15 protein-coding genes are annotated in these 10,545 nt (G+C 73.6%); 10 read left to right on the forward strand and 5 right to left on the reverse strand.

Annotation, left to right across the window (positions count from 1 at the left end):
• Nucleotides 1–226: 226 nt before the first annotated feature.
• The 6 genes from N866_RS12460 (at nt 227) to N866_RS12485 (ending at nt 4,176) form a co-directional block, all read left to right on the forward strand.
• Nucleotides 227–1,087, forward strand: a complete 861-nt coding sequence (locus N866_RS12460) for a class II fructose-bisphosphate aldolase (RefSeq protein ID WP_034226792.1) — start codon at nt 227–229, stop codon at nt 1,085–1,087.
• Nucleotides 1,084–1,950 (forward strand): HAD-IA family hydrolase, encoded by an 867-nt coding sequence (locus tag N866_RS12465; protein WP_081802615.1) that lies wholly within the window; start codon nt 1,084–1,086, stop codon nt 1,948–1,950. Before N866_RS12460 ends, N866_RS12465 begins: the two co-directional genes overlap by 4 nt.
• The gene (gene dhaL / locus N866_RS12470; protein WP_034226794.1) at nt 1,947–2,588 is read left to right on the forward strand and encodes a dihydroxyacetone kinase subunit DhaL; all 642 of its coding nucleotides are present in this window, start codon (nt 1,947–1,949) and stop codon (nt 2,586–2,588) included. The genes N866_RS12465 and dhaL overlap by 4 nt, the downstream gene beginning before the upstream one ends.
• Nucleotides 2,585–3,580 carry a dihydroxyacetone kinase subunit DhaK gene (dhaK, locus tag N866_RS12475; protein WP_034226796.1) on the forward strand — a complete coding sequence of 332 codons (996 nt, stop codon included), beginning with the start codon at nt 2,585–2,587 and terminating at the stop codon, nt 3,578–3,580. The genes dhaL and dhaK overlap by 4 nt, the downstream gene beginning before the upstream one ends.
• Nucleotides 3,581–3,688: 108 nt before the next feature.
• Nucleotides 3,689–3,877, forward strand: coding sequence for a hypothetical protein (locus tag N866_RS12480; protein ID WP_034226797.1), 189 nt, complete (start codon nt 3,689–3,691; stop codon nt 3,875–3,877).
• Nucleotides 3,878–3,897: 20 nt separating this feature from the next.
• A complete protein-coding gene (locus N866_RS12485) occupies nt 3,898–4,176 on the forward strand; it encodes a hypothetical protein (RefSeq protein WP_034226799.1) in 279 nt (92 codons plus the stop codon).
• Between the two features lie 168 nt (nt 4,177–4,344).
• Here N866_RS12485 and N866_RS12490 read toward each other — a convergent pair whose 3' ends face one another.
• Genes N866_RS12490 through N866_RS12500 form a run of 3 tightly spaced genes read right to left on the reverse strand, consistent with a single transcriptional unit; the run spans nt 4,345 to nt 5,870 of the window.
• Complete coding sequence (locus tag N866_RS12490; protein WP_034226801.1) at nt 4,345–4,842, reverse strand: VOC family protein; 498 nt, start codon at nt 4,840–4,842, stop codon at nt 4,345–4,347.
• A 60-nt stretch (nt 4,843–4,902) separates the two neighbouring features.
• On the reverse strand, nt 4,903–5,457 hold the full coding sequence (locus N866_RS12495) for a dihydrofolate reductase family protein (protein WP_034226802.1): 555 nt from the start codon (nt 5,455–5,457) through the stop codon (nt 4,903–4,905).
• A 26-nt stretch (nt 5,458–5,483) separates the two neighbouring features.
• Nucleotides 5,484–5,870: a VOC family protein gene (locus N866_RS12500; RefSeq protein WP_245612581.1), complete on the reverse strand. Its 387-nt coding sequence runs from the start codon at nt 5,868–5,870 to the stop codon at nt 5,484–5,486.
• 121 nt (nt 5,871–5,991) lie between these two features.
• Here N866_RS12500 and N866_RS12505 point away from each other — a divergent pair, with 121 nt between their 5' ends.
• The 4 genes from N866_RS12505 (at nt 5,992) to N866_RS12520 (ending at nt 9,192) form a co-directional block, all read left to right on the forward strand.
• Nucleotides 5,992–6,723, forward strand: coding sequence for a histidine phosphatase family protein (locus N866_RS12505; RefSeq protein ID WP_034226805.1), 732 nt, complete (start codon nt 5,992–5,994; stop codon nt 6,721–6,723).
• Nucleotides 6,724–6,732: 9 nt separating this feature from the next.
• The gene (locus tag N866_RS12510; RefSeq protein WP_034226807.1) at nt 6,733–7,305 is read left to right on the forward strand and encodes a DUF3090 domain-containing protein; all 573 of its coding nucleotides are present in this window, start codon (nt 6,733–6,735) and stop codon (nt 7,303–7,305) included.
• Nucleotides 7,302–8,069, forward strand: coding sequence for an SCO1664 family protein (locus N866_RS12515; protein WP_034226808.1), 768 nt, complete (start codon nt 7,302–7,304; stop codon nt 8,067–8,069). The genes N866_RS12510 and N866_RS12515 overlap by 4 nt, the downstream gene beginning before the upstream one ends.
• Nucleotides 8,070–8,157: 88 nt before the next feature.
• A complete protein-coding gene (locus tag N866_RS12520) occupies nt 8,158–9,192 on the forward strand; it encodes a sigma-70 family RNA polymerase sigma factor (RefSeq protein ID WP_081802616.1) in 1,035 nt (344 codons plus the stop codon).
• A 156-nt stretch (nt 9,193–9,348) separates the two neighbouring features.
• Here the strand turns inward: N866_RS12520 and N866_RS12525 are convergent, their stop codons facing one another.
• Nucleotides 9,349–9,537: a hypothetical protein gene (locus N866_RS12525; RefSeq protein ID WP_034226810.1), complete on the reverse strand. Its 189-nt coding sequence runs from the start codon at nt 9,535–9,537 to the stop codon at nt 9,349–9,351.
• Between the two features lie 92 nt (nt 9,538–9,629).
• Complete coding sequence (locus N866_RS12530) at nt 9,630–10,463, reverse strand: NAD-dependent protein deacetylase (RefSeq protein ID WP_034226814.1); 834 nt, start codon at nt 10,461–10,463, stop codon at nt 9,630–9,632.
• Between the last annotated feature and the right edge of the window lie 82 nt (nt 10,464–10,545).

Raw genomic sequence — 10,545 nt, forward strand, 5'->3', positions numbered from 1 at the left:
GAGAAGCACGTCGCCGCGGTGCTGCGGAAGACGGGGACGTCGAGCCGCACGGGCGCCGTCGTCGTCGCGCTGCGGAAGGGCTGGCTGGCGGCCTGACGGCGGCCGGCCCGGTCCGACGATGCCGCCGGAAGATGGGGGATCTCCCCCATCCGCCCGCGCGCCTGCTCGGGATTGACTGGCAGGAGCCGGCGCACCGACGCGACCGGCTGACCAGCGAGGAGGCCCCATGCCTGTGGTGCCCTTGAAGGAGATCCTGGACCGCGCCTTCGCGGAGCGGTACGGGGTCGCGGCGATCAACATCGTGGACGACCTGAGCATCGAGGCGGTCGTCGCGGCGGCGGTGGAGGAGAACGCCCCGGTCATCCTGCAGACCTCGGTCAAGACCGTGAAGCAGTACGGCAGCACGCCGCTGTACGACATCGTGCGCACGCTCGTCGCGGACGCGCCCGTGCCTGTGGCGCTGCACCTGGACCACTGCCCCGACCGGGCGGTGATCTCGGACTGCCTGGCCCGGGGGTGGAACTCCGTGCTGTTCGACGCCCACGAGCTCGACGTCGCCGAGAACCTGCGGCAGACGACGGAGGTCGTCGCCGAGGCCCGGCGCACCGGCGCGCACGTCGAGGGCGAGATCGAGGGCATCCAGGGCGTCGAGGACGGCATCGGCTCCGACGACGCCCCCACGATCCAGAGCCTCGAGGTCGCCGTCGACTTCATCCAGCGCACCGGCGTCGACTGCTTCGCGCCGGCCATCGGCAACGCGCACGGCCAGTACAAGGCCGCGCCGGTCCTCGACCACGAGCGGGTCACGGCGCTGGTCGAGGCGACCGGGATCCCGATGGCGCTGCACGGCGGGACCGGGCTGTCCGACGACCAGTTCCGCGACCTCGTCGCGCGCGGCTGCGCGAAGGTCAACATCTCCACCGCGCTCAAGGAGGCCTACATGAAGTCGGCCCTGGAGTTCCTCGAGGGGGCGCGCGAGAAGAACAAGTGGGACCCGCCGTCGCTGTTCAAGCACCAGCGCGGCGCGGTCATGGAGATGGCCCGGCACCACATCCAGCTCTTCGGCTCCTCGGGGCGTGCGTGGTGACGGCGCTGATCTTCGACTGCGACGGCGTCCTCGGCGACACCGAGCGGTACGGGCACCTCCCCGCGTTCAACCGCACCTTCGACGAGCTCGGCCTGCCCGTGCGGTGGAGCGAGGAGGAGTACGGGGAGAAGCTGAGGATCGGCGGGGGCAAGGAGCGCATGGCGAGCCTCTTCGCGGACCCGGCGTTCGTGGCCGAGGCCGGCATCCCCGACGACGACGCCGCGCGGAAGGACCTCCTGGCCCAGTGGCACCGCGCGAAGACGGCGGCGTTCACCGAGCTGGTCGGCTCCGGGGGCGTGCCGGCGCGGCCGGGCATCGCGCGGGTCATCACCGAGGCGCTCGACGCCGGCTGGACGGTGGCGGTCGCGTCGACCTCCGCGGAGCCGTCCGTGCGGGCGGTGCTCGAGCACGCCGTCGGCGCGGAGGTCGCGGCGCGGGTGCCCGTGTTCGCGGGGGACGTCGTCCCCGCCAAGAAGCCGGACCCCGGCATCTACCTGCTCGCGCTCGAGGAGCTCGGGCTGGACCGGGACGAGACGGTCGTCGTCGAGGACTCCCGCAACGGGCTGCTCGCCGCGACGCGCGCCGGGCTGCGGTGCGTCGTCACCGTCAACGGGTACACGCGCGAGGAGGACTTCGCCGAGGCCGCGCTCGTGGTGTCGGACCTCGGGGACCCGGACGGCGACGCCGTCGAGGTGCTCGCCGACCGAGTGCCCGTGGGTGTCGGTCACCACGTCACCCTCGCGGACCTGGAGGCGGTCCTGGCCGCCCCGGCCCCGCCCGCCCCGGCCCCGGGGCACCCCGCGACAGGGGAGGTCGAGGACCCCGGAGACCCCGGACAACCGAGAGAAGGAGGTGCCGCGTGAGCGGTCAGCAGGAGGTGGAGCTGGTCGTCCGGACGATCGCCCAGACCGCCGTCGACAACGAGAAGTACTTCGGTGACCTGGACGCCGTCGTCGGCGACGGGGACTTCGGGTACTCCCTGGCGCGCGGCTTCGAGAAGGTGCTCGAGGGCTGGGACGACCTGGACCGGTCCGCCCCCGGGACGTTCCTCAAGAAGGTCGGGATCGTCATCTCCTCCCGGATCGGCGGCACGTCCGGGCCGATCTGGGGAACCGCGTTCCTGCGGGCCGGCGCGACCCTGGGCGACGCCCAGGAGGTGACGGGGGAGCAGGTGGCCGCCGCCCTGCGGGCCGCCGCCGAGGGCATCAAGGCCCGCGGCAACTCCGACGTGGGCGACAAGACGCTCCTGGACGTGCTGGTCCCGCTCGCGGACCGGCTCGAGCAGGAGGTGCAGGCGGGCAGCGATGCCCGGACGACCCTCGAGGCGCTGTCGACGACGGCGCGCGAGGCAGCCGAGGCGACGAAGGACATGATCGCCAAGCGGGGACGCGCGTCCTACACGGGCGAGCGCAGCAGAGGTTCCGTGGACGCCGGGGCGATGGCGCTCGCGGTGATCGTCGAGCAGGTCGACCAGGCCTGGCAGAGAGAGGCGCTTCGATGAAGAAGTTCGTCAACGACCCCAAGCAGTTCGTGCCCGAGATGCTGCGCGGCATCGCGCTGGCCAACCCGGACACGCTCACGTACGTCCCCGAGTACAACCTGATCATGCGGTCCGACGCGCCGCGCGAGGACAAGGTGTCGATCGTCCAGGGCTCCGGCTCGGGTCACGAGCCGGCCCACGTCATGATCGTCGGCAAGGGCATGCTCGACGCCGCCTGCCCCGGCGACGTCTTCGCGGCGCCGCCGATGGACTACGTGTACGAGACGGCGAAGCGGCTCGCGAGCCCCAAGGGCGTGCTGCTGCTGGTCAACAACTACACGGGCGACCGCATGGCGTTCGACATGGGCAAGGAGATGGCCGAGGCCGAGGGCATCGACGTCCGCATCCTCATGATCGACGACGACGTCGCGGTGAAGGACTCGACCTACACGATCGGCCGCCGCGGCGTCGCGGGGAACTTCTTCGTGATCAAGGCCGTGGGTGCGGCGTCGGAGCAGGGCGCCGACATGGACGAGCTCGTGCGGATCGGCGAGAAGGTCAACTCCGTGACGCGGACCATGGGCGTCGCGCTCACCGCGTGCACGCCGCCCGCGAAGGGCTCGCCGCTCTTCGAGCTCGGTGAGGACGAGATGGAGCTCGGCGTCGGCATCCACGGCGAGCCCGGCCGTGAGCGGCGCAAGCTGGTCAGCGCCGACGAGATCGTGGACGAGCTGCTCGAGGCGGTCGTCACGGACCTGCCGTTCTCCTCGGGTGACCGCGTGGCGCTGATGATCAACGGACTGGGCGGGACGCCGATCAGCGAGCTCTACATCCTGTTCGGCCGCGCGCACGACCAGCTGGCCGAGAAGGGCATCACGGTCGCGCGCAGCTACGTCAACGAGTACTGCACCTCGCTGGACATGGCCGGTGCGTCGGTGACGCTGGTCAAGCTCGACGACGAGATCGAGGGCCTGCTCGCCGCCCCCGCGGAGGCCGCGATCCGCGTCTTCTGACGGCCCCTCCCGCCGAGTCCGCCGGTCCACGTCCGCTCCGCCTGGTGCACCAGGCGGTCCGGCGTCGGACCGGCGGACTCGACGGTGTCCGGCCGTAGAGTCGGGGCCATGAGCGCGAAGGAGGAGCGGCGGCCGCTCAAGAAGGGCCGTGGGTTCACGCTCGGCATGCTGCTGGGCTTCGGGGGTGGCCTGCTGGTCGGGTGGCTCACGGGCGAGCTGCTGTTCGGCGCGGGGGTGGGCCTCGGCGTCGGCCTCGCGCTCGGGGCGTTCCTGGAGGACCTGCTCGCCGAGCGCTGAGGTGAGGGCCGCTGTCCTCCGTGCTCCGTCGCGGGGCGGAGCCGTCCGCCCCGGTCCACCCCCTACGGTCGCTGCATGAGCACGGGGGACGGTCAGGCAGGGCGTGGCGTCGGGGCAGCGGACTGGCGACCGGGATCGCCATCGGCCTCGGCGTCGGAGGGTTGCTGGCGGTCGCCGTCGACCAGGTCGGATTCGTCGGCACCGGGCTGGTCCTGGGCGTCGCGATCGGCGCGGCCCTGGAGGCCCGGAGCGCCTCGGACGACCCGTCGGCGGAGCCGTCCCCCGACGGCGAGCCCTGATGCCTGGGAACGTCGTCGGACAAGCCCTTCACGTCGCAGGTCGTCCGGGGTCGAACGGCGATCAGGGGGCTCGTCAGCGCAGGTCGCCGTCCCCGAGCTCCCGGACCTCCTGCCCGCAGCGGCAGGCCGCCGCGATCTTGGCTGCCCAGACGAGCGCGTCCTCCCGGCTCACGCCGCTCCTCCGCGGGAGGTCGCCTCGGCCCCGTCCGCCGCCGCCTCGAGCGCCGCTATGTCGATCTTGACCATCGTCAGCAGCGCCTGCATGGCCCGGGCGTAGCGCTCCGGGTCCTGCGCCATGTCCTCCAGGCCCTTCGGGGTCACCTGCCACGAGAACCCGTACCTGTCCTTGAGCCAGCCGCACTGGACCTCCTGGCCGCCGTCGGCGAGCAGGGCGTCCCAGACGCGGTCGAGCTCCGCCTGGTCCTCGACCGTCGCGACGAGGGACACGGCCTCGGAGAAGGTGAAGAGGGGTCCCCCGTTGAGCGCCTGGACCTCGACGCCGTCGAGCTCGAAGGTGACGAGCATGACGCTGCCGGCGGGGCCGGGTGCGCCCTCCGGGTAGGGGATGGTGCTGGTGATCCGGGAGTTCGGGAAGACGGAGCAGTAGAAGGCCGCGGCCTCCTCGGCCTGGGAGTCGAACCACAGGCACGGTGCGATGGAGCTCATGGTGGTGGCCTCTCGGTGGGACCCGGCGACGCCGGGCGCGGGACGGGTTGGGGGCGACGGTCAGTCGCGAGCCGGCTGCAGGTGCAGCGCGGTGATGCCGCACGCGAAGGTCGTGGCGCCGACGGTGCGGAGGCGGGTGCGGGTCCCCTGGGGGAACACGGGCATCCCGGTGCCGATGGCCGTGGGGTTGAGGAACAGGTGGGCGTCGTCGACCAGGCCCTCCGCCAGGAGGCTGCGGACGAGCTCCCCGCCGCCGTAGGCGATGAGGTCGCCGCCCTCGGCCTCCTTGAGGGCGCGCACGGCGTCGAGCGAGTCGACGACGGTCGCGTTCTCCCAGGGCGAGGTCGTCAGCGTCCGCGAGACGACGACGCGCGGCGTCCGGTTCATCCAGTCGACCGACTCCTTCGGCTCGTCCGCCGGCTCGGCGGCCCAGTGCGGGATGAAGCCCTCCGCGAGGTGCCGGCCCAGGACGATCGTGTCGACCGGCGCCATGATCCCGTCGATGTACGTACCGACGTCGTCCGTCCAGGGGAAGGTCATCCAGTCCATCTCGCCCCCGGGTCCGGCCATGAAGCCGTCGAGCGTGGTCTGGGTCTGCAGCACGAGCCTGCGCACGGGCACTCTCCTCTCCGACGGGCCGGTCAGCCCATGCCCTCCATGTACACGACCTCCCAGACGTGGCCGTCCGGGTCGGTGACGCTGTGCCCGTACATCCCCTCCTCCGTGTACGGCCGGCGGGCCTTCCCGCCGTGCGCGACGGCGCGCTCGACGAACTGGTCGACCTCCTCGCGGCTCGACGCCGAGAGCGCGTTGAGCACCTCGGTGGTGCTGTGCGCGTCGGCGACCTGCGTCCCCTGGAGGAAGTCCTCGAAGCGCGGGCGCTCGAGGAGCATGACCACGATCTGGTCCGAGACCACGATGGCGGTCACCTGCTCGTCGGAGAACTGCTCGTTCACGGTGAACCCGAGACCGGTGTAGAACGCACGCGACACGGTCACGTCGCTCACCGGCAGGTTCACGAAGATCATGCGGTTCACGGGACTCCCCCTCCTGTCGTGGCCCCGGTGCGGAGCCTCTCGCCCGGTACTGACACGCGCCGCCGTCGGAACTCATCGGCCCCCGGTCGGACGGGATGCCTAGGCTGCGGGGATGGCCACCGTCCTCCTCGTCCGGCACGGGCGCACCACCGCGAACACCGCCGGCGTCCTGGCCGGCCGAGCCCCGGGCGTGCTGCTCGACGACGTCGGGAGCGGCCAGGCGGACCGCGCCGGGGAGCGCCTTGCCGGCGTGCGGCTGGCCGGCGTCGTGTCGAGCCCGCTGGAGCGCTGCCGGCAGACCGCCCAGGCGCTCCTGGACCGGCAGGCGGACGCCCCGGCGATGACGGTCGACGACGCCCTCACCGAGTGCGACTACGGGCAGTGGCAGGGGCGGTCGCTCGGGGACCTGGCCACGGAGCCCCTGTGGTCGGTCGTCCAGACGCACCCCTCGGCCGTCGTCTTCCCCGGCGGGGAGGCGATGGCGGGGATGCAGGCCCGGGCGGTGGCAGCGGTCCGCCGGCACGACGCGGCGGTCGAGGCGGCGCACGGGCCGACCGCCGTCTGGGCCGTGGTCAGCCACGGCGACGTGATCAAGGCCGTCCTCGCCGACGCCCTCGGCCTGCACCTGGACCTCTTCCAGCGCCTCAACGTCGGCCCGGCGTCGGTCTCGGTCGTGCGGTACGGGACCAGCCGGCCCGACGTCGTCGCCGTGAACACCGACGCGGGCGACCTCGCCTGGCTCGCGGCGGCGGCCCCGGTCGGCGACGCAGCGGTCGGTGGCGGGGCCGGGCACACCACGACCGCCGACGGCGCCCCGGGCCGCCCCTCAGGTCACCCCTCGTAGACTGCGGACATGCCCGACAGGCCCGACATCGTCCACGAGTTCGACTGGCCGGACCGCGTCGTCGTCGGCACCGTCGGCCGGCCGGGCGAGCGCACCTTCTACCTGCAGGCGCGCACGGGCGCCCGGTCCATCGGCGTCGTGCTGGAGAAGGAGCAGTCCGCGATGCTCGCGGAGCGCATCGACCAGCTCCTGGACGCGCTCTCGGCCGACCCGGCCAGCGGGGTCAGCGTCCCGGCGCGGGCGCCCGTCGAGCTCATCGACGACGACCCGCTCGACCAGCCCGTGGAGGAGCAGTTCCGGGTCGGGACGATGCGTCTGAGCTGGGACCCGCGGACCGCGCAGGTGGTCCTCGAGGCCTACCCCCTGCCGCTCCCGCAGGACGAGGACGAGGACGACGACGGCCCCGAGCCCGACGACGACGGTCCGGACGAGATGCTGCTCCTGCGCATCCCGGTCGGGACGGCCCGCGCCTTCGCGCAACGGACCCGTCAGGTCGTCCACGCCGGACGGCCGCCCTGCCCGCTGTGCGGTCAGCCGGTGGACCCGGACGGCCACGTCTGCGCGCTGCCCGACGGCGTGTGACCGTGGTGGAGGGCCTCGAGGGCGAGCTCGAGGTGGTCGGCCGGGTCACGGTCGCGTCGAACGCGACGTTCGTCGCCCGGATCGGCGAGGTCGCCGTCGTCTACAAGCCGGTGGCCGGGGAACGGCCGCTGTGGGACTTCCCGGACGGGACCCTGGCGCGCCGCGAGGTCGCCGCCTACGCGGTCTCGGAAGCCCTGGGGTGGGGGGTCGTGCCGCGCACCTGGCTGCGGGACGGGCCGCTCGGTCCGGGCATGGTCCAGCTGTGGCAGGAGCCGGACGCCGAGCAGGACGTCGTCGACCTGGTGCCGGCGTCGCAGGTGCCGACGGACGGCTGGCGCACGGTGCTGGAGGGTCGGGACGAGGGCGGCACGCCCGTCGCACTGGTGCACGAGGACACCCCCGCGCTGCGCCGGATGGCGGTGTTCGACGCGCTGGTGAACAACGCGGACCGCAAGGGCGGGCACGTGCTGCCGCTGGCGGACGGCCGCCGCGTCGGTGTGGACCACGGCGTGACGTTCCACGTCGAGCCGAAGCTCCGGACCGTGCTGTGGGGCTGGGTGGGGGAGCCGCTGGACCTGGAGGAGGTGGCCGGGGTCGAGCGCGTGCTCGTAAGCCTGTCGGGTGCGCTGGGCGACCGGCTGGCGGAGCTGCTCGAGGAGGCGGAGCTCGCCGCCCTCGAAGCGCGGTGCGACCGGCTGCTCGGGGACGGGCTGTTCCCCGCGCCCGACGGCGAGATGTCGCCGGTGCCCTGGCCGTTGTTCTGACGCCCGTGCCCCGCCGGCACCGTGTGCGGGATGTCGATCACGGATGCCCCCTCCCGCCCTGTCGGGGGGCGGGGGTACGGTCCGAAGGGTGACCACAACCGTGACGGAGGACACGTTCCTCGCGATGGTCCAGCCGCTGCGGCGGGAGCTGGTGGCGCACTGCTACCGCATGGTGGGCTCCGTCCAGGAGGCCGAGGACCTGGTGCAGGAGACGTACCTGCGCGCGTGGCGGTCCTTCCACGGGTTCGAGAACCGCTCGTCGGTGCGGACGTGGATGTACCGGATCGCGACCAACACGTGCCTGACCGCGCTCGAGGGCCGGTCGCGCCGGCCGTTGCCCACGGGCCTCGGCGCACCCCCCGGCGACCCGACGGCCGAGCTGCGCACCCGCCCCGAGATCCCGTGGCTCGAGCCGCTGCCGGACGCCGTCGTCTGGGGCTCGGCGCCGTCGGACCCCGGCGACGTCGCGCTGGCGCGGGACACCGTGCGGCTCGCGTTCGTCGCGGCCCTCCAGCACCTCACCGCCCAGCAGAGGGCGGCGCTGCTGCTCAAGGACGTGCTCTGCTGGCAGGCGTCGGAGATCGCCGAGGCGCTCGGGCTGTCCGTCGCGTCGGTCAACAGCAGCCTCCAACGGGCCCGCGCGCACCTGGCGAAGCTCGACCCGGACGCGACGCCCCGCCTCGCCGACGACGACCCGCGGCTGCACCAGCTGCTCGAGGCCTACGTCGAGGCGTTCGAGGCCTACGACGTGCAGCGCATCGTCCAGCTCCTGACCGCCGACGCCGAGTGGGAGATGCCTCCGTTCGAGGAGTGGTACCGCGGCGCGGAGGACATCGGCCGCCTCATCAGCACGCAGTGCCCGGCGCAGGGGGCGGGCGACATGCGGCTCCTGCTCACCCGGGCGAACGGCGCCCCCGCGGTCGGGATGTACATGCGCGGGCCGGACGGCGTGCACCGAGCGTTTCAGCTCCAGCACCTCACGGTGTCGGCCGACGGCGTGGCGGCGGTGACCGTCTGGTTCGACACGGACCTCTTCGCGCGCTTCGGGCTGCCGGACCACCTGGGCCCGGAAGGCGAGGTCGCCGTGCTCGGAGAGGGCGAGGCGCCGCACTGCGGGGTCTGACGACGCGGGTCTGACGACGCGGGGCCTGACGACGGACCGAGGGTCCGACGAGGCGTCAGGCGGACGTCGGCACCACCGCTGTCGTGCGGTGGCGCCGACGTCCGCCCGTGCTGCCGTGCGGTCGCGGGCGCCGCCCTCGGCCCGGGCTGAGGAGGCTCAGTCCTCTTCGCCCTCCTCGCCCTGCTCCTGGTCGAGCTCCTCGCCCTCCTCCTGCTCGACGCCCGGCCCGACCTCGCCCTCCTCCTGGCACCCGGCGGCCATGGTCAGGGGGAGCGCGGCCACGAGGGCGGCAGCGGCGATGCGGCGGCGGGTGCGGGCGGCGCGGGGAAGGGCTGAGCGGCTCATCGTGTCCTCCAGGTGGGTGGGTGGTCGCTGCGGGACCACTGTCGCGCTGCGGGGATCGTGCCGCGAGCGGGAGCCATGCTCGGCGGGTGCGGTCAGGCCGTCCCGACCGGATGCGCCGCGAGGCGGTCCGCGAGGGCCGGCAGCAGGTGGGACGTGCCGGCGTGCACGCGGAGGGTCGCCTCCACGTCCGCGCGCGTGGCTCCGCGGTTGACGATGACGACGGGGCGACCCGTCCGCGCGGCGTGCCGGACGAACCGCAGCCCGGACATCACCGCGAGGGACGAGCCGGCGACGAGGAGGGCGTCGGCCTCGTCGACGAGGGCGTAGGCCCGCTCGACCCGCTCCTTGGGGACCGACTCGCCGAAGTAGACGATGTCGGGCTTGAGCATCCCGTCGCAGCGCTCGCAGTCCGCGACGCGGAAGCCCTCGGTGGACTCGATGACGGCGTCGGCGTCGGGGGCGATCTCGACGTCCGCGACCGCGCCGACCGCCTCGGCGAAGCCCGGGTTGAGCGCCTCGAGCCGGCGCGCGAGCGCGTCGCGGGTGGTCCGGTCCCCGCAGTCCAGGCAGACGATCTCCGCGTACGTGCCGTGCAGGTCGATGACGGATCGGCTGCCGGCCAGGGTGTGCAGCCGGTCCACGTTCTGCGTGATGAGCCCGACGACGACGCCCTGGGCCTCCATGCGGGCCAGCGCCTCGTGCCCCGCGTTGGGCCGGGTGCGGTGGACGTACCGCCAGCCGACGTGGTTGCGCGCCCAGTAGGTGCGGCGGAACGCCGCGTCCGCGACGAACTGCTGGAAGGTCATCGGGCGGCGTGGCGGGGAGTCGGGCCCGCGGTAGTCGGGGATGCCCGAGTCCGTGGAGACCCCGGCGCCGGTGAGGACCGCGAGGCGCCGCCCGCGCAGCAGCTCGACCGCGGCGGGCAGGCCGGCGTCGACGTCGTGCGGCGGCGTGGGGGCGGGGACGAAGCGCGGCGCGACCTGTCGGGGGAGGGCGCGGGGCGCCGTC

The organism is Actinotalea ferrariae CF5-4, from assembly GCF_000603945.1.
Classification (GTDB): domain Bacteria; phylum Actinomycetota; class Actinomycetes; order Actinomycetales; family Cellulomonadaceae; genus Actinotalea; species Actinotalea ferrariae.

Bases quoted from the DNA above. Each gene is read 5' to 3' on its own strand.
- N866_RS12525 (WP_034226810.1), bottom strand. From the start codon at position 9,537: ATGAGCCGCTCAGCCCTTCCCCGCGCCGCCCGCACCCGCCGCCGCATC.
- N866_RS12460 (WP_034226792.1), top strand. From the start codon at position 227: ATGCCTGTGGTGCCCTTGAAGGAGATCCTGGACCGCGCCTTCGCGGAG.
- N866_RS12510 (WP_034226807.1), top strand. From the start codon at position 6,733: ATGCCCGACAGGCCCGACATCGTCCACGAGTTCGACTGGCCGGACCGC.
- dhaK (WP_034226796.1), top strand. From the start codon at position 2,585: ATGAAGAAGTTCGTCAACGACCCCAAGCAGTTCGTGCCCGAGATGCTG.
- N866_RS12500 (WP_245612581.1), bottom strand. From the start codon at position 5,870: ATGATCTTCGTGAACCTGCCGGTGAGCGACGTGACCGTGTCGCGTGCG.
- N866_RS12505 (WP_034226805.1), top strand. From the start codon at position 5,992: ATGGCCACCGTCCTCCTCGTCCGGCACGGGCGCACCACCGCGAACACC.
- N866_RS12490 (WP_034226801.1), bottom strand. From the start codon at position 4,842: ATGAGCTCCATCGCACCGTGCCTGTGGTTCGACTCCCAGGCCGAGGAG.
- N866_RS12480 (WP_034226797.1), top strand. From the start codon at position 3,689: ATGAGCGCGAAGGAGGAGCGGCGGCCGCTCAAGAAGGGCCGTGGGTTC.